The sequence below is a fragment of the [Pseudopropionibacterium] massiliense genome, from assembly GCF_900607225.1.
Classification (GTDB): domain Bacteria; phylum Actinomycetota; class Actinomycetes; order Propionibacteriales; family Propionibacteriaceae; genus Arachnia; species Arachnia massiliensis.
This window is the reverse complement of record NZ_LR027842.1, coordinates 2,800,800-2,821,347: the sequence shown is the minus strand read 5'-3', so window position 1 is coordinate 2,821,347 and position 20,548 is coordinate 2,800,800. Positions and strand designations below refer to the sequence as shown.

General features: G+C 67.2%; 12 protein-coding genes and 1 pseudogene. 9 read left to right on the top strand and 4 right to left on the bottom strand.

The window, feature by feature from the left end; translation table 11 throughout:
* Positions 1-108: 108 nt before the first annotated feature.
* Positions 109-399: pseudogene (locus E0E39_RS16830) on the top strand (response regulator); the annotation flags it as partial.
* 237 nt (positions 400-636) lie between these two features.
* Here E0E39_RS16830 and E0E39_RS16430 read toward each other — a convergent pair.
* Both E0E39_RS16430 and E0E39_RS12515 read right to left on the bottom strand, forming a co-directional pair.
* Positions 637-1,821, bottom strand: coding sequence for a hypothetical protein (locus tag E0E39_RS16430; protein ID WP_130875043.1), 1,185 nt, complete (start codon positions 1,819-1,821; stop codon positions 637-639).
* Complete coding sequence (locus E0E39_RS12515) at positions 1,818-3,779, bottom strand: hypothetical protein (RefSeq protein ID WP_130875042.1); 1,962 nt, start codon at positions 3,777-3,779, stop codon at positions 1,818-1,820. Before E0E39_RS12515 ends, E0E39_RS16430 begins: the two co-directional genes overlap by 4 nt.
* Before the next feature lie 80 nt (positions 3,780-3,859).
* On the opposite strand from E0E39_RS12515, the gene E0E39_RS12510 reads away from it, so the two are divergent.
* From E0E39_RS12510 to E0E39_RS12500, 3 genes are all read left to right on the top strand, one after another.
* Positions 3,860-5,863, top strand: a complete 2,004-nt coding sequence (locus E0E39_RS12510; protein ID WP_130875041.1) for a tetratricopeptide repeat protein — start codon at positions 3,860-3,862, stop codon at positions 5,861-5,863.
* An 86-nt stretch (positions 5,864-5,949) separates the two neighbouring features.
* Complete coding sequence (locus tag E0E39_RS12505) at positions 5,950-7,347, top strand: esterase/lipase family protein (RefSeq protein WP_165444784.1); 1,398 nt, start codon at positions 5,950-5,952, stop codon at positions 7,345-7,347.
* Between the two features lie 4 nt (positions 7,348-7,351).
* Positions 7,352-12,928, top strand: a complete 5,577-nt coding sequence (locus tag E0E39_RS12500) for a tetratricopeptide repeat protein (protein ID WP_165444783.1) — start codon at positions 7,352-7,354, stop codon at positions 12,926-12,928.
* A 121-nt stretch (positions 12,929-13,049) separates the two neighbouring features.
* On the opposite strand, the gene E0E39_RS12495 is transcribed toward E0E39_RS12500, so the two are convergent.
* Together E0E39_RS12495 and E0E39_RS12490 are read right to left on the bottom strand one after the other, a co-directional pair.
* Positions 13,050-13,499, bottom strand: coding sequence for a phage holin family protein (locus tag E0E39_RS12495; RefSeq protein ID WP_130875038.1), 450 nt, complete (start codon positions 13,497-13,499; stop codon positions 13,050-13,052).
* Between the two features lie 55 nt (positions 13,500-13,554).
* Positions 13,555-14,319, bottom strand: coding sequence for a class I SAM-dependent methyltransferase (locus E0E39_RS12490; protein ID WP_130875037.1), 765 nt, complete (start codon positions 14,317-14,319; stop codon positions 13,555-13,557).
* A 95-nt stretch (positions 14,320-14,414) separates the two neighbouring features.
* Between E0E39_RS12490 and ssd the strand changes: the two genes are divergently transcribed.
* The 5 genes from ssd to E0E39_RS12465 all read left to right on the top strand — a co-directional run bounded on the left by ssd (position 14,415) and on the right by E0E39_RS12465 (position 20,533).
* The gene (gene ssd / locus E0E39_RS12485) at positions 14,415-15,437 is read left to right on the top strand and encodes a septum site-determining protein Ssd (RefSeq protein WP_165444782.1); all 1,023 of its coding nucleotides are present in this window, start codon (positions 14,415-14,417) and stop codon (positions 15,435-15,437) included.
* Positions 15,437-16,576, top strand: a complete 1,140-nt coding sequence (locus E0E39_RS12480) for a TadA family conjugal transfer-associated ATPase (protein WP_130875035.1) — start codon at positions 15,437-15,439, stop codon at positions 16,574-16,576. Before ssd ends, E0E39_RS12480 begins: the two co-directional genes overlap by 1 nt.
* Before the next feature lie 5 nt (positions 16,577-16,581).
* Entirely contained in the window at positions 16,582-17,370 is a 789-nt protein-coding gene (locus E0E39_RS12475; RefSeq protein WP_207302493.1) for a type II secretion system F family protein, read from the top strand.
* Positions 17,367-17,978 (top strand): type II secretion system F family protein, encoded by a 612-nt coding sequence (locus E0E39_RS12470; RefSeq protein WP_130875033.1) that lies wholly within the window; start codon positions 17,367-17,369, stop codon positions 17,976-17,978. Before E0E39_RS12475 ends, E0E39_RS12470 begins: the two co-directional genes overlap by 4 nt.
* Positions 17,979-18,238: 260 nt before the next feature.
* Complete coding sequence (locus tag E0E39_RS12465; RefSeq protein ID WP_165444781.1) at positions 18,239-20,533, top strand: DEAD/DEAH box helicase; 2,295 nt, start codon at positions 18,239-18,241, stop codon at positions 20,531-20,533.
* Positions 20,534-20,548: the final 15 nt, after the last annotated feature.

Sequence of the window (20,548 nt, the reverse complement as noted above, 5' to 3'; positions counted from 1 at the left end):
CGTCGGAATCTCCTGCAAGAAACCAGGTCGTGGCGCCATCCTCGGTGATAGTGGGTTCCGGTCGTCCTGGAAAAGGAACATGGGCCTGTGCGGCCCGAAGATCCTCCCATGATCGAAGCCGAGGGTTCACAGCGGGCGGTGCGGGTCGCGATCGTCGACGACGACCCCTTCGTGGTGCAGGCGCTGCGTTCATACCTGAACTCCTCTCCCTGGATCGAGGTGTTGAGCACCTTCACCTCGGTCCGCGACCTCCTCGCCTTCCTGAAACGGATTCCCGTCGACGTCCTCGTCCCGGACGTGCGCATGCCGGGCATGGACGGTCTCGAACTGCTGGCCCGGGTCCGGGAACAGCACCCGCGCACCGCCGTGGTCATGCTGACGTCCTTCGACGACGACTCCGCGATGCTCACCGCCCTGTCCCAGCAGGCCAACGGTTTCCTCCTCAAGGACTCGTCCCCCCGAGGACGTGATCCGGGCCGTCATCGCCGGGCGTCTCGTCGTCGCGGAATCCACGGTGAAAACTCGTGTCTCAAACCTCATGAAGAAATACGGGACGCCGTCACGGCCGTCGCGGCCCGGCTCAACCAGCTTCAGGGGAGGGATGTTTGTGGCCCGGCGCAGCCGGGTGTTGTGCAATCACGTCTCCTCCTCTCCCATGCGGACGGTTTTCCGGGAGATCCTCTCGGGCGTGAGAAGCAGTCTGGTCATGTCGTCGGTGCGGGCCTGTGTGCTGTCCGGGGTCGCGCCCAGCCAGGCCGTGGGGGTGCTGGCGGTCCTCCCCTCCCCGGTCGTGGTGGCCGTCTGCAGGAGCAGTCCCGGACCGTCGGGCAGGTCCACGTGGTCGACGGACATGCCGGTCACGTCGATCGACGCCCCCGTGGTGACGTTGAACAGTTCGCGCGGCAACGCCAGGACGTCGGACTCGGAGGTCTCCTCCCGGGCGAGGGCCTCAGCCGCGGTCCTCGGATCCGTGAAACGGACGACCCAGCCGCCCGGTTTGACACCGTGAACGCCGGGAATGACGTCCAGGACCTCACCGCCCGTGCCTGCCCTGGTGAGGGTCATGCATCCCCCGCCGGTTTTCTGGGGCGACAGGAGGACGGAATCCGACGTGGCACCGACGAGCCACTGATCGGTCGGGAAGGTGGAGGGGAGGAAACCGAGGGCATCGTCGAGGGAGAACACGTTGATGGTTCCGTTCTCGGCCGGTGCATGCCCTTGGGAGGTCTCGACCACCAGTTTCGTGTCGGTCAGCCCGAAGCCCAGGATGTTGACCCCCGGCAGCTCCGCGGAGCGAACCTCCCTTCCCGTGCCGGTGTCCAGGACGCTGATCTTCATGCGCTGGGCCTCGACGCTGTGATCCACGAATCCGGTGCCGTCGCCTCGGGAGAGCTCGTCCGGGTGGAGCACGAAGGCCATGTACCGCATGTCCGGGCTGTAGCGGACCTTGTCGATCCTCGTGTCCGCCCGGCGGGCCCATCGCACCGACCCGTCCTCGGGGTTCAAGGAGACGATCGTCGTCGTCCTGAGGGTGAGTTCCGGCTGCTCGTGGAAGATGTGGGCTCCGGGTCGCACGGAGTTGAGGAGAACGATGGGGTTGGCGGCCGTCCCCTGGCTGTGGGGCCTGTCCACGACCTTGTCGCCGGGGCTGAGGATCAGGTCGGCATCGCCGGATCGCGACACCGTCAGGAGGTCGGAGACGTCCCCGGCGTCGCTGACACCGGCCCGGGGCTCGAACGGTGAACATGCCCCCAGACCGAGGACCAACGCCCACGACAGTGACGCCATCACCAGACGGATTATTCGGGTCCGGGCGTTCATGACACGCCTTCCGGTAGGCCGTGGAGACGGTACGCGCGTCCGGCTTCGGGACCACGCTGGCCGGGGCCGGACGATGACCCATACGCGGAGTTGAGGACGACGACGGTGGCGCCGGGGGTCCGCACCAACGTCAGGGCCTCGCCGAACTGGTTGGCCGGGTTGGGTTGGCCCGGCAGGAGTGGGTGCTCCCCGGTGAGTTTGTCGGAGATCACAGTGGGCGAACTGTACGTTGCCCGCTCATCCAGGGGAACGATTGCGCTGGTGGAGCCGTCGCTGGGCCGGAGCGTGAACGCCCACCCCAGGACGTCGTCCGTGGCGATCCTCGTGAAGTCGACCGTGGCGGCCGCCACCCCGGCACACCGGGAAGCCGGGGTGACATTCCCGGTGCCGGGGTCGAAGACGGCCTCCGCCCACGGCCCATGGGATGCGACGACCTCGTCGCGGGTCCGTGGGGAATAGGAGGGGTAGGTGGTGATGGTGCCCGAGACGGTGGAAGCGATGATGTTGGGACCCGATGTTTCCCCGAGCGGAACGGCGGCCCTTTCCTCCCGGCCCGCCAGGGAGTCGAGGGTGATGGCCTGTGCCGTGGCGCCAGAACTTCCCGTGTACTGGACGCTCCAGCCGTCGACGATCGCGGGACGATCGGTGAACGGATCGACGGCGATGTCCGACACCTTGGTCGTGGCATCGGGTTCGGAGTCGGGGATGAGAACCACGGTGGTGGTGGCGCGCAGGCCGGAGTCGTCGCCGGACGGTGTGGACATCAGGACGAAGGAACTGTGTCCCGCGGCCCCGGAGTGGACGTCGCGGCGTTTGATGTCGCCGCCGGTCAGGCTTCCCGGGTTCGGCAGGGTCCAACGGGTCCCGCCGGTGTTCAGGTCGTATGCGGTGGCGCCGTCCAGGAGGGCGGAATCGGTGAGCTGGAGGGTCCACGCCGAGTTGGAGACGTGCTGCCCGGTGACCTGACCGGTGCGGGTGTCGAGAACGATCGTCAGGGCGTCGTGCTCTCCCTTTCCCGAAGCCGGTATCCGGCATGCCAGGTGGTTGCGGTCAGGGCTGAGGGCCAGCCGGGAGCCGGTGAGGTCCTTCCGTTCGAAGGGGCCGTTCGGCAGCGTGGCGCAGGAGAATCCGGGACGGTGGTAGCTCCACAGGGCGGTGCCGTCCCGTGGATCGAGGGCGGTGATTCCTGCGTCGGTGAGGATCAGCGGCCCGGCGGGTCCGGCGGCCACCTCCTGCAACTTCGGGAGATCCTGCTGCCATGCGACTGCCGTGCCGATGCGTGCCGGATGCCCGGACGGGCCGACTGGGGACGTGGAGGCGTGGGTCTGCGTGTGGGGCTGCGCCACGGCGTGCAGGGAAATGGTTGCGATCACGAACACGACGGCCGGCACCAGGGGGATGGCGCGCTGCCCGATGGGTGCGGGTCGCGCGATCCACACCGCTGCGGCGGATCGCTCCGGGGCCTCACCCGTTTCCCCGGGGCGTGGGGATGAGCGGATCCGGGCCGGGGACGCGGGATCGTCGGAGGCGATGCCGATCGATTCACCCAGGCACCGCAGCATCACATGACTGATGATCATCAACCCCACCGACAGCATGGCCAGCGCCTGGGCCAGCAGAGCCCCGACGTTGAACGAGGAATGCTCAAAGGTCCACCACCACAGGAAACCCTGGAGGAAAACCAGGACCACGGCACACATGCCGAAGAAAGGGACGAGCCCTCGCGGCGTGAACGCAGCGATCATGATCCCGATGAAGAGGAACAGGCCACCACTGATGACGAGCCACTGAGGACCCCAGGGCAGGAGCACACCCAGGGGCAGCGGATCGTTCCACCACACCACGACCAGGACGAGAGCCGCCACGAGGGTGATCAACCCGCTGAGACGCAACATCCTGAGGACCACCACCCGCCGGGCCAGGGGGTGCCGGACGTCGTCGTCGAGTATCTGGGACATGCGCCTCATTATTGAACGGGGATGGCTCAACCGGATTCGGAAAAGGGAGGAACGACCTCCTGCGTCACTAGCATCAAGGGATGTTAGGTGCTGAGAGGATCAGGGGGATCGTCGCCGGACTGGAATTGAAGTATGCGCGCACGCGGCGGAGATCCGACAATCTGAGGGGCGACCACGACCGCTCGGCCCACGAACCACCGCGCAGCCCAGTGCTCGAACCGGGCCGCCGGGAACCCGCCCCGGACACCGAGCGGGGTCCGATGCAGCCGATCGACGCCCGCACGGGAACCATGCCCTTCGCCGATTGCGATGAACCGTACGACAAGATCCTGCGACGTGAGATCTTCGCCTGGCAGGCAGAGGCCATCAGGCGCGGACTGGGGGAACTCCCTGAGGCGACGTGGAGAACTGCGGCGGCGACGCTAAGCCTGCTTCGCCCCGTCACACCGGAGGAAGTCCGCGATGTGCTGTCCTGTCTGCCGGAGGCCAGCGCCGTGCCAGACGCCGAGGGGTATGCCCGGCTGCTGTTCGAGATGCTGTCGCGGCCCACAGGAGAACGCGTTCTGCGCCCGGAGTCGATCGCGGAGCACCTGATCATCGCAACCTTCGTGGACGGTGAAGGCTGCGAGGATCCCGAGAAACTGCTGGACCAGGTACTGCCGGAGCCGCCCGGCGCCCCCGGATCGGGCGCCACCGGGTGCTCCACGCTGGGAACCGGGCAAACCGATGCTCGTGATGCCCAAGACGAGCGGGTGTGCGACGCGATCACGCGGTGCACGTCCCAGGGGGAAGCGGCCGCGGTGCGCCTTGCGCGTTCCGTTCTGCATCACCGGCCGTACCTGTGGGTGGCCGCCCTTGACGTCGCGCAGCGTCAGGGAGGCCCGTTCGTCACGGCACTGGAGGAGGCGTTGAAAGGCGGGGAGGATCTGCCCGCCATCACGATTCTCGCCGCAATCTGGCCGGGGGATCCGGCCTTGCGCGGTGTCGCGGTCGCGGCACTCGCTCGTGTCCTGGAAACAAGCCGGGAGCCGATGAACCTGCTCGGTTTTTCCACGCACCTGGCCGATGCGGGAGATCGCGTGGGCGCCCTGGAAATGGCCCAGAAAGCCGTGCGAATTCACCGCGAACCCGCAGATGAGGATTCAACGGACCAAGGCCTGATTCTTCCCCTGGCCAATCTCGCCTCCCGCCTGTGGGATGTGGGGGATCACGCGGGCGCGCTGAATGTGGAAAGAGAAGTCGTACGGATTCATCGTCAGCTCACCGGAGAATTCCGCGTGTTTTTCGGCTCCCATCTGGTTGTGTCGCTGGCCGGTTGGTCCGCCCGGCTGGTGGAGGCGGGAAATCCTACGCAAGCCGTGGAGGTGCTGCGGGAGGCCGTAGGGATTCACCGTGAAACCATCGAGGTGTATCGGGGGCTTTCCGGCGAACTCCGCAGGGCCTTCGGGCCGTTTCTGGCCATGCCGTTGTCCGCTCTAGCCGCCCAACTGGCGGAGCTGGGGGATTTCCCAGAGGCCCTGGTCGCCGCTCGGGAGGTCGTCGATCTGCAGCGCGAGGTCGTCGAGGAAACCGCCGCGCGAGGGGACGACGTGCCGGCCCGTGCCACCGACACCCCACCCCGCGCGGAAGCCGATCGAGACTCCCGGGACGTCCTCCCCGACAAGGAGTCCGGGCACATCGAGCACGGAGAGTTCATATACATCGAGGTCCTGCTGGCTCTGGCCGCCGTGTCCTCAGCCGAGCAGGCCCACGACGTCGCAGGGAGTCCCGGGAAGGCCCACGAGGCGGTCCGGGGGTTCATCGGCGAGGCCAACGTCTCCGCGATCCTCTGCGCCCTGCGTCTCCGCCCGGAGCTCGCCGATCACGTCCCCTGCGGCAGGTTCGCCGCGGCGCTCCACGCCTGCCTCACCGATGCCCCTGAGGAAGCAGAGCGCCACCTTTCCGGGATCGGCGACCGTGTGGCTCCGGACGACCTGGACATCTTCCGGCGATGCGTCGAGGCCCTCCAGGTAGAGCCCGTGTACGCGGACAGGCTCCGTCCCGTGCGGGAGTGGGTGGGCAAAGCGACTTCCGAGGCCGGCTGAACCACTCGTCGAGCAGCCGACGGAATTCTGCTGATCCCCGTTCCTCCCCTGCCGAGTTCGCTACCCTGTGGGCGGAGGTTATTTCAATGACGAAACTCGATTATCTCTTTGTCATCGTTCCGGGTATCGGTGGCAGTGTTCTCGCCGACGAGAGCGGGAAGAAGGCGTGGAAACCGGACGTGCGGTCGGTGGGGAAGGCGATGTGCCGTCCCGAGGACTTGGCGATGGATCGCCCGCTCGTGCCGACCGGCCTGTTCACGGACTTCCGCATCACCCCCTTCTGGCTCGTGCCCGGCTACAGCAAAATCACCAAAAGGCTTGCCTACATTTTCCAGGAGACCGTCACGACCGCGCATCCCACACGCCACGTCGACCCCGGTGCTTCAATAGTGAATTTTCCTTACGATTTCCGGCAGTCGATATGGAGCAGCGCCGAGGCGCTGGGAAGGGAGATCGCCTGGCGGCTGGAGCACCGGAAACGCAGGGTCGTCATCTACGCCCATTCGATGGGCGGGTTGGTCGCTGCTTGGTGGTGGGGCATGCTCGACGGCTACAAGGTAACCGAACACATCATCACCCTGGGAACACCGTTCCGTGGGGCGACGAAGGCGCTGGACATGCTGATCAACGGCGTTCGGCTCGGGTCGCTATCCCTTGACGCGGCCACCAGCGTGCTGCGCGGCTGGGACTCCACCTACGACCTGGTGCCGAAGTATCAGACGATCCGGGACGCCGGCGCCGATGTCTACCCGCACAACCTTTCCTTGGCCAGCGAGGGCTTCCGTCGTAGGGCGAAAACCTCTTACGAGCGGTTCCAGGAGATGGCCACCCGGATCGGGGAGCTCGTCGAGGATCCGGTGTTGCGGGCCGCGTGGACGCACTTCTACGGCGAGGGTCACGGGACGTTGTCGCGGGCCGAGGTCGTCGCCGACCGGCTCGTGTGCTCCAAGGAGACCCCGGACTGGTCCCACCTGCCGGGCTGGGCGCCGCGGCACTGGCAGGGTGGCGATGGCACGGTGCCGAAGATCAGCGCCTTCCCGGTCTGGCTCGACGCGGACGAGAACACCGGGCAGCGTCCTAAGAAGGACACCAGACGCAGCCCTGCCAGACATGGCCAGCTCGTCGAGGACAGGGCTGCCTGGGCTCAGGTCGAGGGTTTCGGACTTCCCGGCCTGCCCCCCGCCTCGCGCGGTGCGCAGGAGGACGAGGCCTACGTGCTGCTCGACCACGATGATGTGGTCCCGGCGGGGCAGCCGACCGAGGTCGGCATCCGGCTGGATGTGCCCGACCCGGGAGACCCCGAGATCCAGGTGACCCTTACAGGGGATGTGGTGGACGTCAGCAGGAGCGGTGATGGTTGGGTGGCCCACCTGCCCGGCATGAAGGCCGGTCTGAACCTCCTGGACGTCACCTTCAGGAAAGTCCCGGACCTGAATGAAGTGAGCATCCAAACCAAGATCGGAGCCGTCGATGTCTCCGCATGAATCGATGATCCGGCGCGCCGTCTGGTACAGCGGCGCGGATCCCGCCCGGCTGGCCGAGTACGTGCCCACCGGCGCCGTCACCCACATGATCCCGTCGAGGAATCGTCACGAACTCCCCGGCCCGGACGGCCGCCCGGCCGCGGACAAGGCGAAGGCGATCTTCGAGCTCATGGCGAGGCTGGGCATCAGGTACGTGCTGGAACCCGCGGACAGCCAGCCCGGTGTCCAGTTCGTTCGCCCCGTGGAGGAGGTGTTCCGCGCCTCGGGGCAGGGCACCTGCCTCGACCTGTGCGTGGCCTTCAGCAGCGCCGCCCTGGACGCCGGGCTGCACCCCATGATCCTGACGGTAATCAAATCGAGCAAGGACCGTCACAGCATCGTCCTCATCCCCCGTAACAGGACGTGGTCGGCAAGTGGACGACCCGAACCGATCGCGGACAGTGAGGTGGTGCACGAACCCTTCCTGCTCGACGACATGCCCTTGAAGGCGATGGTCTACCGGACAGCAACCGGCTCTGGTGAGCTGCTGGCTATCGACGTGCAGCAGGCCTCCCGCAAGCCGGACGGAACCCCGCTCGGCGACTGGGAATCGGCGGCGAGCAGGGGAGCGGACTTCCTGACCGGCGAAACGGGCTGGGACTGGGACGTGTGCGTCGACATCGGGGCGCTGCGCGGAACCATGGAGGCCCCCCACTCGATCTTCGAACCACCGCGGGCACGGGTGCTCGAACCGGGTTACCTGAAACCCGCTCCGGGTGCCACGCGAAGCCCGCTGCAGCTGATCAAGGCCCGCACGGGAATAGTGCCCTTCACGGGTCGCGACAACCTGACGGAGCTCACCGACTGGGCCAATAAACAGCCGGGGGAGGGTCGGGAGGATCTGGCCGTGGCCGTCGTGACCGGCGTCGGCGGGTCGGGCAAGACCCGGCTTGCCGCCGAGTTGTGCTCGAACCTGGAGAAAAACGGCTGGGTGGCAGGATTCATTCCGAAATCCGCCGAGCTGAGCGAGGCGGAACTGACCTGGCTCACCAGGGTGGAATCACACCTGCTACTGGTGCTGGACTACGCCGAAGAATCCCATAAAGAAGAACTCACCCGACTACTCCGCCGTCTCCGTGAACGGGGCGCACCCACCCGGGTGGTCCTTACCGCGCGTTCCGCAGGCGCATGGCTCGATGACCTGCTCGAAGACGATGCGCTTTCGGGGGCCATGGCGCAAGGGCTGTTCAGGGTTGAGCTTCCCCGCCAGGCAGAGATCAGCAGCAGGATGGCCAAGAAGGCGGCGAAGAGATTCGCCCGATACTTGGAAACACCCGAACCGACCGATGTGGAAATCCCGCAGAACTCGCGGTGGACAACCCTTGACTTCGTGCTCCACGGCTGGCTGATTGCATCCGAGGTCGACACCGCCGACCTGCCGAGTTCGCGGGAGCGACTGTACGAGGACATTCTGAGGCGCGAGATCGAGTACTGGCAGGACGAGGCGGCGCGACAGGGAATGGCCAAGGTGTCCGAGGCCACGCTGAGGACCAGTGCTGCGGTGCTGAGCCTGATAGGGCCACGCACGGTCCCCGAGACGACCGATGTGTTGTCGCGCCTACCCGACTGGAGCGACATCAACCTCCGCAAAACCTACGCGGAGCTTCTGTCGACGGTGCTCGCGGACCCGGGCGAGGCGTATGTCCTACGCCCCGACCCGGTGGCCGAGAAACTCGTCGTTGAAGTCTTCGTAGACGATGGTGAAACCCTCGATGTCCCCGAGGAACTGCTGGACAAGGTGCTACCACCCGACCCGCTGAGTGATTCACGCCTGAACGAGACCACCTGCCCACCAGCGATCACCCGGAGAGCCGAAGCCCACAAGGCCCAGAGCAAACACGCGTGTGAAGCCATAACAAGATGCACCTCCCAGGGGGACGCTCCCGCAGAGCAGCTCGCGCATTCCGCCCTACGCTGCCGGACACACCTGTGGGCGAGCGGTCTGGAAGCCGCGCTCAGGCAGGGAGGTCCCTTCGTCCCAGCCCTGGAGGACGCCTTGAAAGGTGGAATGGATATTCCGGCAGCCGAAATAGCCAACTCGATTCCACTGGGACATGCGTATCTGCGCGGCGTCGCTGTGGCGGCAATGATTCGTGACCAAGAAAAGGACATGAACCCCGCCGAGCGGGCGGCCTATATGAACAATCTTTCTGGTCGGTTGTCTGAGGTGGGCGATCGTGCGGGTGCGGTGAAAGCGGTGCGGGAGGCCGTTGAGATTCGGCGTGGACTTGCTAAGAAAAATCCGACTGCGTTCAACCCCGATCTGGCAAGGGCGTTGAGCAATCTTTCCGGTTGCTTGTCTAAGATGGGTGATCGCGAGGGTGCGGTGAAAGCGGTGCGGGAGGCCGTTGAGATTCGGCGTGGACTTGCCAAGAAGAATCGGGCTGCGTTCAATCCTGATCTGGCGACGTCGTTGAACAATCTTTCTGTTATGTTGTCTAAGATGGGTGATCGCGAGGATGCATTGAAAGCAGCGCGGGAGGCCGTTGAGATTAGACACAGGCTTGCCAAGAAGAATCGGGCTGCGTTCAACCCCGATTTGGCGGCATCATTGAACAATCTGTCTGGCTGCTTGTCTGAGTTGGGTGATTGCGAGGGTGCGGTGAAAGCGGCGCGGGAGGCTGTCGGGATTTATCGTGGGCTCGCTGAGGAGAATGCTGCTGCGTTCAATCCGCTCTTGGCGATGTCGTTGAACAATCTCTCTGGTTGCTTGTTTGAGGTGGGTGATCGTGTGGGTGCGGTGAAAGCGGCGCGGGAGGCTGTCGGGATTTATCGTGGGCCTGCCGAGGAGAGCCCGGCGGCGTTCAACCCGGATCTGGCAATGTCGTTAAGTAACCTGTCTATTCGGTTGTTCGAGGTGGGTGATCGTGAGGATGCGGTGAAAGCGGCGCGGGAGGCTGTCGGGATTTATCGTGGGCTCGCTGAGGAGAATGCTGCTGCGTTCAACCCTGATTTGGCAGGGGTGTTGAGCAATCTTTCTGTCATGTTGCCTGAGGTGGGTGATCGTGCGGGTGCGGTGAATGTGGTGCGGGAAGCCGTTGAGATTCGGCGTGGGCTTGCCGAGAAAAATCCTACCGTGTTCAAGCCGGTCTTGGCAGGGGCGTTGAGCAATCTTTCCGGTTGCTTGTCTGAGGTGGGCGATCGTGCGGGTGCGGTGAAAGCGGTGCGGGAGGCCGTTGAGATTCGGCGTGGACTTGCTAAGAAAAATCCGACTGCGTTCAACCCCGATCTGGCAAGGGCGTTGAGCAATCTTTCCGTTTGCTTGTCTAAGATGGGTGATCGCGAGGGTGCGGTGAAAGCGGTGCGGGAGGCCGTTGAGATTCGGCGTGGACTTGCCAAGAAGAATCGGGCTGCGTTCAATCCTGATCTGGCGACGTCGTTGAACAATCTTTCTGTTATGTTGTCTAAGATGGGTGATCGCGAGGATGCATTGAAAGCAGCGCGGGAGGCCGTTGAGATTAGACACAGGCTTGCCATGAAGAATCGGGCTGCGTTCAACCCCGATTTGGCGGCATCATTGAACAATCTGTCTATTCGGTTGTTTGAGGTAGGCGACCGTGTGGGTGCGTTGAATGCGATTTGGGAAGCCGTTGAGATTCGGCGTGGGCTTGCCGAGAAAAATCCGACCGTATTCAACCCTGATCTGGCGGCATCATTGAACAATCTGTCTATTCGGTTGTTTGAGGTAGGCGACCGTGTGGGTGCGTTGAATGCGATTTGGGAAGCCGTTGAGATTCGGCGTGGGCTTGCCGAGAAAAATCCGACCGTATTCAACCCTGATCTGGCGGCATCATTGAACAATCTGTCTATTCGGTTGTTTGAGGTGGGTGATCGTGTGGGTGCGTTGAATGCGATTTGGGAAGCCGTTGAGATTCGGCGTGGGCTTGCCGAGAAAAATCCGACCGTATTCAACCCTGATCTGGCGGACTCGTTGAGCAATCTTTCTGTCATGTTGTCTGGGGTGGGTTATCGCGAAGGTGCGTTGAAGGCGGTGCGGGAGGCCGTTGGGATTCGGCGTGGGCTTGCCGAGAAAAATCCTACCGTATTCAACCCCGATCTGGCGGACTCGTTGAGCAATCTTTCTGTCATGTTGTCTGGGGTGGGTTATCGCGAGGATGCGTTGAAGGCGGTGCGGGAAGCCGTTGAGATTCAGCGTGGGCTCGCTGCGGGGAATGCTGCTGCGTTCAGCCCGGACTTGGCGACGTCGTTGAATAATCTCTCCAATTGCTTGTCTGAGGTGGGTGATCTCGAGGATGCGTTGAAGGCGGTGCGGGAAGCCGTTGAGATTCAGCGTGGGCTCGCTGCGGGGAATGCTGCTGCGTTCAGCCCGGACTTGGCGACGTCGTTGAATAATCTCTCCAATTGCTTGTCTGAGGTGGGTGATCGTGGGGGTGCGTTGGAGGTTGTTCGGGAGGCCGTTGAGATTTATCGTGGGCTTGCTGCGGGGAATGCGGCTGCGTTTGAAGCCGATCTGGTCAGGGCATTGAACACTCTCGCCCGCATCCTGACCGAAACCGGGGTGGCCGACGAGGCGCTGCGCTGCTTCACCGACGAAACGGAGAGCTTCTCGACCGGCCTCCAAGCCCGGCTCTGGCTTGCCAAGGCACGCTGGCGGGGAGAAGCGGGTGGTGTTGATGACCTGTGTCACGCAGCGGAACTCGCCGATACGCAGGACGATCCACGACTGCTAGGAAAGGTACGAAGGGCCATCGCGGAGACCGCCAGCAAATGGCAGGCCGCGATCCACACCAAGTGGTGGGAGAAACTGCCGGACTGGGCCATCTATGATCTGAGCGAACACCTCGAAACGCTGCATGCCTGGCTCCAGTGTACGAACTGGGACGACCAGGCCCGGCTGCTGCGCTCCGCTTGGCCCGCGCCCACCGAGGACGACGTGGCCCTCGTCCGGGCGGCGGCGAAGAGGTACGTCGATGTCCCCGAGATGTCCACTCTGGCTGGCATCGTGGAGGCGATCGCCGAACAGGGACTCGAACCCGTCCTGTCCGAGAGGCAGGCTATTTACGAGGCCGGGGCCCTGGTCATTGGCTGGCGGACCGCCCATGCCGACCGGAAGGGACGCCAATACCTGAAGAAACACCAAAACATGGCGGGCAACCCACACTGCCGTGAAGTGCTTCAGAGGCTCGGCCTGCCCGACGAGGAACGCGAGTCCCTCCTGGCCCTGCTGGACTTGGCAACCGTGTCCTCGGTGGATCTCGCCTATGACGTCGCCGAAGACCTGGATGACGCCGACGACGCGATCCGGGATTTCATCGACGCGGCCAACGTCCCAGGAATGCACTGCGCCCTGCGGGTCCGCCCGGATCTCGCCGAAGCCACCCCGCACGGCAGATTCGCAGCGACGCTCTGTGCCTACCTCACCGGCCACCCCGAGGAAGGGAAACGATACCTCGACCTGATCGGCACAATCGCGAACCCGGATGACCGGGAGAGCTTCCGGCGATGCGTCCACACCCTTGGCCGCGACCCCGACTACGCGGACGCACTCGCCCCCGTCGCCGAGTGGCTTCGGACCGGGTGATCCCCCATGTCGGCAAGAGCCGAGGAGATCGCGCGTTTCCAGAGGCTCCGCACTGCGATGACACCCCAGGATGTCTCAGCAGATGGTGTCGACTCGGGCCGCTCCCTCGTCGCGGCCCGGCTCAGCTGGCTTCGGGGAGGGACGGTTCCTCCCTCACCACCACATCCGTCGACCGGTTGAGGGCGGCGTCGGTGAGGGCAACGAACGTGGCCTTGGCCTCCTCGATGGTGGCGGTCGGGGCCTTGACCTTCCGGAAGCGGGCGCGGGCCATGAAGATCAGCAGGACCGCGATCCCGATCGACAGCAGCGCCGCCACCAGGAACCCCAGCGTCAGGCAGCCGACGGTGTTGAGGCCCGTGAGGCTCAGCAGCCAGCTCAGGGCCAGCGCCAGCACGATCACCAGCATCCACAACGAATGCAGCAGGAAGGTGACGGCGGCCGCCACGAACGCCGAACCGATACCGGCCTGTTTCGCGGCGGGAACGAGCTCGGCCTTGGCCAGCTCCGTTTCGCGGGCGACGAAATCCATCAGGCCGTCGCGGAGCAACTGGAATGGTGTGGGACGGGCCATCGTATTCCTTTCGCGTCCGGCCGGCTGCGGCGCAGCCGGTACTCCTACCCTACGGCTACCGCAGGGGCGTCGCGACCTGCATGTCGATCTCGATACCACTTTCCGGCATGGACACCGGCTCGGTCAGTTCGTCGTGATTCACCCAGGCCCGCCACGCCAGCAACTGGAACGGCAGACGCAGGTTCTCCCCGGGCCTGACGGCCTGCTCGAAAAGCGTTCTGATCTCGTCGGCCAGGCGTTTGCGCTGCAATTCCGAAAGCCGCCGCGACAACGGCTGATTGGCGACGAGCTGCTGGAGGTCGTCGAGACTGACGGTCTGCCAGATGCGGAAGGCGCGATGCTCCACCTCCGGGAAGTACTTCGAGTCGTCCACGGCGGCCAGCGACTTGTGGCCGTAGTCGCCGCGCATCGCCATCGGGTCGTAGTGGCGCATCAACGCGGTGAGGCGACGCACCCACGGCACCGAGTCGTCGCGGATGATGTACGAGGCCGAGAAACACCCACCCGGACGCAGCACGCGGGCGATCTCCGACAGCGCCTGACCGGGATCGAAGAGGTGGAAGGACTGATGGGAGAACACCACGTCGAACTGGCAGGGATCGATCGGGATGGCCTCGGGGCGCGCCCAGAAGGGGGTGATGCCCTGGAGGGCGAGCAGGCGACGCATGTCGCGGTCGGTGTCGGCCATGGCGAAGACGGTGTGGCCCGCCTCCTCGAGGCGCTGGGGCAGCAGGCTGCCCCCAAAGGTCAACCCCCGCACCCCCGGCCAGACGGCAAGCCAGGTCAGTGCTTCAGGAGGCAGGGGATCGGTGGTGGTCATCTCTTCCCGGGTCGTTCTTCAGGTACATCAAACAGGTTATCCACACCCTCGAGCGGAAACGGAGAATCAACCCCGCCGGTTCCCACAGTGAGGACGTGAACACATCGGAGATTACCGGTCCATTGCTTGCGACGCGGGAAGCCGCGCTCGCGGATTCCGTGCTCGCCACCACGCTGGCCCTCGGAGTCGATCTGGAGGTCGTCACGGACCGGGAAGAGCTCAGGCGACGCTGGCGCACCGCCACGCTGCGTCTGGTGGGCGCGGACATGGCGTCGCGGGCCGCGACGTTCGGGGCCGTGCCCGGGGTGTGGGTGGTCGGTTTCGACTCCGAGGAGTTGCTGCAGGCCTCGGCGGAGCTGGGAGCGCCCGCGCTGCTGCTGCCCGGCGAGTCGCAACGCCTGGCGGAGGTCCTCACCAACGAACTACCGGGCCGGGACGCGGCGCAGATACTGGCACTGACCGGGGCCTCCGGCGGGCTGGGGGTCAGCTCCCTTGCGGTGGCGGTGGCGACACGGGCCGCAGAGACGGGTCTGCGCTCGGCGGTGGTGGAGCTGGCGAGCTGCGGTGGCGGCCTGGATCTGCTGTTCGGGGCCGAAACCCAGGAGGGCATGACCTGGGAGGAGCTGCGGCACGCCGTCGGTGAGATCGGCGACCTCACCCCACACCTGGTCCCGGCGGAACGGGTCTCGGTGCTGGCGCTGGGCAGACCCCACGGAGACTCCCCCGACGAGGCGGCGTTGTCGGCGGTGCTCAGGTCGCTGGAACGCAGCCACGACCTGGTGGTGATGGACATGGGCGACGGCGCACGCCTGGCGGAGCTGGGACGTCGCGCCGTTGCGTTGCTGATGGTCGGCGCGGACGTGCGGTCGGTGGCCGCGGCCCGGATGCGGGCCCGCCGGATCGACCTGACCGGGGCGCTGCTGGTGGTGCGGGTCGGAAAGGGTCGCGGGCTGCCGCCCGACGCAGTCTCCGATGCGCTGGGGTTGCCGCTGGCCGGGGTGGTGCGCGACGACCCGAGGGTGCCGCGGCTCGCCGCCCAGGGAGCCAGCGTCGGGTCACGGCCCGCGGCCCGGCTGCGCCGGGACTCGGCACGGCTGCTGAAGGAGGTGCGTCTGTGATGCTGGAGGAGCTGCAGGCCAGGCTGGGCAGGCTCGGACGTCCCCACACGGCCGCGGACGTCGCCACCGCGATGCGCGGCATGGGTTTGGTGGTCACCGACACGGCCCTGCGGCAGGCCATGGACCAGCTGCGCCGAAACTCCGTCGGCGCCGGGCCGCTGGAGGAGCTGCTGCGGGAACCCGGGGTCTCCGACGTGCTCGTCAACGGCCCGGACGCGGTGTTCGTGGATCGCGGCGCCGGGTTGGAGGCCGCGGATGTGCGGTTCGTCCACGACGAGGCGGTCCGCAGACTCGCCATCCGGTTGGCAGCCACCGCGGGCAGACGCCTGGACGACGCCCAACCATTCGTCGACGGCCGGCTACCGGGCGGGGTGCGGCTGCACGCCGTGCTGGCGCCGCTGGCCAGCCCGGGGACGTGCATCTCGCTGCGGGTCCCGGCGTCGCGGACCCTGACCCTGGAGGAACTGCACACCGCCGGGTCGCTCACCGACGAGGCCCTGGAGCTGTGCCGGAGGGTGATCGCCCGCAAGGTGCCGTTCCTGATCTCCGGCGGCACCGGGACCGGCAAGACCACGCTGCTGGCGGCGCTGCTGGCCGAGGTGCCGGCGACGGAACGGATCGTCGTGGTGGAGGACGCCCGGGAACTGACCCCCCGGCACCCGCACTGCGTGCGCATGGAGGGCAGACCCCCCAACAACGAGGGCAGGGGCGCGATCACGCTCACCACCCTGGTGCGGCAGGCCCTCAGGATGCGCCCCGACCGGGTGGTGCTGGGTGAGGTGCGCGGCGCGGAACTCACCGACCTGCTCTCGGCGCTCAACACCGGGCACGAGGGCGGTTGCGGCACCGTCCACGCCAACTCCGTCGCCGACGTTCCCGCCCGCCTGGAGGCCCTCGCGGCGCTCGGCGGGCTGGGTCGCGAGGCCTGTCACGCGCAGCTCGCCGCGGCCCTGCGGCTGGTGCTGCACCTGCGTCGCGGCCCCGACGGGAAACGCTGGCTGGCGGAGGTGGGGGCGTTCAGGCGGGGCACGGACGGGCTGGTCGGGATCGTGCCCGCCATGACCTTCACCGACGGGAAGACCACCCGGGGGCCGGGAGCGGACCTCGTGTGCGACTGGCTGGGGTGGTCGCGATGCTGATCTGCGTGGTGTTTTTTGCCCTCGCTGCTGCGCTGCTCGTCGGGAAGGAGCAGAATTTGAAGAGGCTGGGAGACCCAGCCCGTCGCGGGTCGGGACGTGACAGCTCAGCTGCTGTGAGGAAGACGTCCCGGCCCGTGGTGCTCATCCTCGGCTCCGGTCTGGCCGCGGTGGCCGTGGTGTTCGGCATCAGGGAAGCGGGGTGGGGGCTCGTCGCCGTCATCGCCGCCGGAACCGCCGCGTGGGTGCTGCGGCGTTCCGCCCAGGAACGCGCCCGGCGCAACCGGGCCGACGAGACCACCCGGGTGACGGTGGGCCTGGCCATGCTGCTGCGTGCCGGGCAGATCCCCACGGCAGCACTCGCCGAGGCCGCCACGGACTGCGACGCCCTGGCACCCGTCGCGGCCGTCGCCAACCTGGGTGGGGACGTTCCCGCGGCGCTGCAGGAGGTGGCGCAGACACCGGGACGCGAGGGTCTGGCGCGGGTCGCGGGGGCGTGGCGGGTGGCGGAACGCACCGGAGCGCCCGTCGCCTCCGTGCTGCTGCAGGTCGCGGAGGGGCTGCGGGCCGAACGGGAACTCGCGGGGGTGGTCGAGGCCGAACTGGCGATGGCGCGCGGCAGCGCCCGGATCATGGCCTTCCTGCCGCTCGGGGCGCTGCTGCTCGGCTCCTTCGTCGGGGCCAATCCCCTCGGTTTTCTGCTGGAGAACCCGCTCGGGCTGGTGCTGGCGCTCTGCGGGGTGGGGTTGGCGGCCGCCGGGGTGGTCTGGACCGAGAAACGGGCGGCCCGCCAATGAGCACCGCGGTCCTGATCGGTTTCCTCGTCGCCGCGGCCGTCCTGGCGTGGTGGGCCCCGCCGCCCCTGAGCAGGCTGGAACCCCGGCCGTCGCCGCTGCCCGGCTGGGTGGGGAAGGCGTGCGATTGGGCGGCGAAACGGTGGAGTGGTCGCAGGAAGGCGGACCGCGCCGTGGTGCGGGAGCTTCCCGAAACCCTGGATCTGCTGGCCGTCTGCCTGGAGGCCGGAGCCCCCATGATCAACGCCATCACCACGGTGGCCGAGATCAGCCCAGCCGCCACGGCCGCGATCCTGCACGGGGTCCACGCGCAACTGCAGGTCGGCAGGGACCCGCAGGACGCCTGGGGCAGCCTCGCCGATCACCCCGACTGGGGCCCACCGGCCCGCGACGCCGCCCGCTCGGCCCGCTCCGGAACCAGCCTGGTGGAATGCCTCCGCGTCCACGCCGACGAGGCGCGCCGCCGCCGTCGCGAACAGGAAACCAAACGGGCCAGGTCGGTGGGGGTGAAATCGGTGCAGCCACTCGCGCTGTGCTTCCTGCCCGCCTTCGTGCTCATCGGGGTGGTGCCGCTGGTGGCGTCGCTGCTCGGCACCTTCACGGGCCGCTGAACCGGAAAACCGAAAGTCGGTTGAGCCGGCCTGCTCACTTTGCGAGTGGGGCGTGTCGATGGTGGTTGAGCCGGCCTGCGAGCGGCAGCGAGTGGGGCGTGTCGAAACCATGGTGACCTTGTTCGGGGATTTGTGGTCGGGTGTGTTTTTCGGGCGCGGGTGGTTTCGACTCGGGCTGCTCGTTCCTCGCGGCCCGGCTCAACCGGCTTCATGAAGTGGGTCCGGCCCATTCAGTGGGCGGGGGTGGCAGAGTTGGGCGGGTGAACTGGGAGTGGGTGACCGGGGCCGAGGAGGCGGTGGTGGTGCGCCGTCGGCCCGCGTCCCCGGGGGTACGGGCCGATTGGCCCGGTTGGCTCGATGCGGAACTCGTCGACGGGTTCCGGGCCGCGGGCATCGACCGGCCCTGGCGGCACCAGGTGGAGTTCGCGGAACTGGCCCGCGCGGGCAGGCACACCGCGATCTGTACCCCCACCGGTTCCGGGAAGTCGCTGGCCTACCTGATGCCGGTGCTCGCCGCGCTACGGGAACCCCGGGCGGGCCGAGGGAGGGGATTCGCGCTGCGCCGCCCCACCGCGTTGTACCTGGCGCCCACCAAGGCCCTGGCCCACGACCAGGCCCGGGCGGCCGAGACCCTGGTCTCGGGGTTGGTGCGGATCGGTGCCCTCGACGGCGACTCCGACGAGGCCGAGCGGCGGTTCGCCCGCGAACACGCCACCCTGGTGCTCACCAACCCCGACATGCTGCACTTCTCCGTGCTGCCGAACCACCGGCGCTGGTCGGCGCTGCTGGGCGGGCTGCGCTACGTCGTCGTCGACGAGGCCCACCGCTACCAGGGGGTCTTCGGGGCGCACGTCGCGCAGGTGCTGCGGCGGTTGCGGCGCCTCGCCGCCGCCCACGGTGCCGAACCGACGATCCTGCTCAGCTCCGCCACCGCGCCGAACGCCGCCGACTTCGGGGGCGCCCTGATCGGTGAGGAACGGGTGGACGTGATCGCCGACTCGGCCGCCCCGGCAGCCGCCCGCACCGTGGTGCTGTGGCAACCCTCCACCAATCTCAACCGCGACACCTCCCGGCTGCTGGCGGGCCTGGTCGACGACGCCACCCAGACCCTCGCCTTCGTCGCATCCCGGGCCGGCGCGGAACTGACCAGCCTGGAGGCCGCGGAACTGGCCGCCGAACCGGCGCGGATCGCGTCCTACCGCGGTGGCTACCTGGCCATGGAACGCCGCGATTTGGAGGCCGCGCTGCACACCGGTGAAATCCTCGGGCTGGCCACCACGAACGCGCTGGAGCTCGGCATCGACGTCTCCGGCGTCGACGCGGTGCTCGTTTCCGGGTTCCCCGGGAAACTCTCGGCCTTCTGGCAGCAGGCCGGACGGGCGGGCCGCGCGGGCAGGGAGGCGCTGGTGGTGCTGCTGGCCCGCGAGAACCCCCTCGACGCCTACCTGCTGCAACACCCCGACCTGATCCTCGACGCCCCCGTCGAGGCCGCGGTCTGTCACCCGCAGAACCCGCACGTCCTCGGCCCACACCTGGCTGCCGCCGCGCAGGAACACCCGTTGACGGCCGCCGACGAACGCTGGTTCGGGCCCACCGCCCTGCCGCTGGCCGCGCACCTCGCCGCCGGGAAGGTGCTGCGGGACCGCGGCGGAACGTGGTACTGGACCCGAGCGGACCGCGCCGTCGACCACATCAACCTGCGTTCCACCGCGCCCCGGCCCGTGGAGATCATCGAACGCTCCACCGGGCAGGTGATCGGGGTGGTGGACCCGGCGGCCGCCGACCGCACCGTCCACCGGGGCGCCGTCTACCTCCACCGGGGACGCTCGTTCGTGGTGACCGAACTGGACGTCGAGGAGCGCCACGCCATGGTGGTGGCGGTCCACAACCCCTGGTACACCCAGGCCGAATCCACCCAGGACATCGCGGTGCTGCGGGAGCACCGGTCGCGACCACTCGGCTCGACGACCGTGCACTTCGGTGACGTGCGACTCAGCTGGCAGGTCACCGGATACCTGCGCCGCGACGAGACCACCCACGAGGTGCTCGACTCCACCCCACTCGACTGCCCGGAACACACCCTCACCACGCAGGCCGTGTGGTGGAGCGTCCCGGAGACCCTCGAACGGGAACTGGGCTGGGGTTCGCTGCGGCTCGGGGCCGCCGCGCACGCCGCCGAACACACCTCCATCGGACTGTTGCCGGCGTTCGCGCCCTGCGACCGCTGGGACATTGGCGGGGTCTCCACGGCTCGCCACCCGGACACCGGCCTGGCGACGGTGTTCGTTCACGACGGCCTGCCCGGGGGAGCGGGTTTCGCCGCCCGCGCCCACGAGGTGGCCGAGCAGTGGTTGGCGGCGACCTTGGAGCGGCTGCGCACCTGCCGCTGCGAATCGGGCTGCCCGGCCTGCGTCGTCTCCCCGAAATGCGGCAACGCCAACCAGGTCCTCGACAAGGCGGCGGCCGCCGAGCTGCTGCGCCGGATCCTCCGGGAACCCGGCGGGCGGGACGACCCGGCCGGATCCGGCGCGGCCCGTCCACGGAACCCCGGATGATTTTCACACCGCCTC

Bases quoted from the DNA above. Each gene is read 5' to 3' on its own strand.
- E0E39_RS16430 (WP_130875043.1), bottom strand. From the start codon at position 1,821: ATGAACGCCCGGACCCGAATAATCCGTCTGGTGATGGCGTCACTGTCG.
- E0E39_RS12510 (WP_130875041.1), top strand. From the start codon at position 3,860: ATGTTAGGTGCTGAGAGGATCAGGGGGATCGTCGCCGGACTGGAATTG.
- E0E39_RS12500 (WP_165444783.1), top strand. From the start codon at position 7,352: ATGATCCGGCGCGCCGTCTGGTACAGCGGCGCGGATCCCGCCCGGCTG.
- E0E39_RS12490 (WP_130875037.1), bottom strand. From the start codon at position 14,319: ATGACCACCACCGATCCCCTGCCTCCTGAAGCACTGACCTGGCTTGCC.
- E0E39_RS12515 (WP_130875042.1), bottom strand. From the start codon at position 3,779: ATGTCCCAGATACTCGACGACGACGTCCGGCACCCCCTGGCCCGGCGG.
- E0E39_RS12505 (WP_165444784.1), top strand. From the start codon at position 5,950: ATGACGAAACTCGATTATCTCTTTGTCATCGTTCCGGGTATCGGTGGC.
- E0E39_RS12495 (WP_130875038.1), bottom strand. From the start codon at position 13,499: ATGGCCCGTCCCACACCATTCCAGTTGCTCCGCGACGGCCTGATGGAT.
- E0E39_RS12480 (WP_130875035.1), top strand. From the start codon at position 15,437: ATGCTGGAGGAGCTGCAGGCCAGGCTGGGCAGGCTCGGACGTCCCCAC.
- E0E39_RS12470 (WP_130875033.1), top strand. From the start codon at position 17,367: ATGAGCACCGCGGTCCTGATCGGTTTCCTCGTCGCCGCGGCCGTCCTG.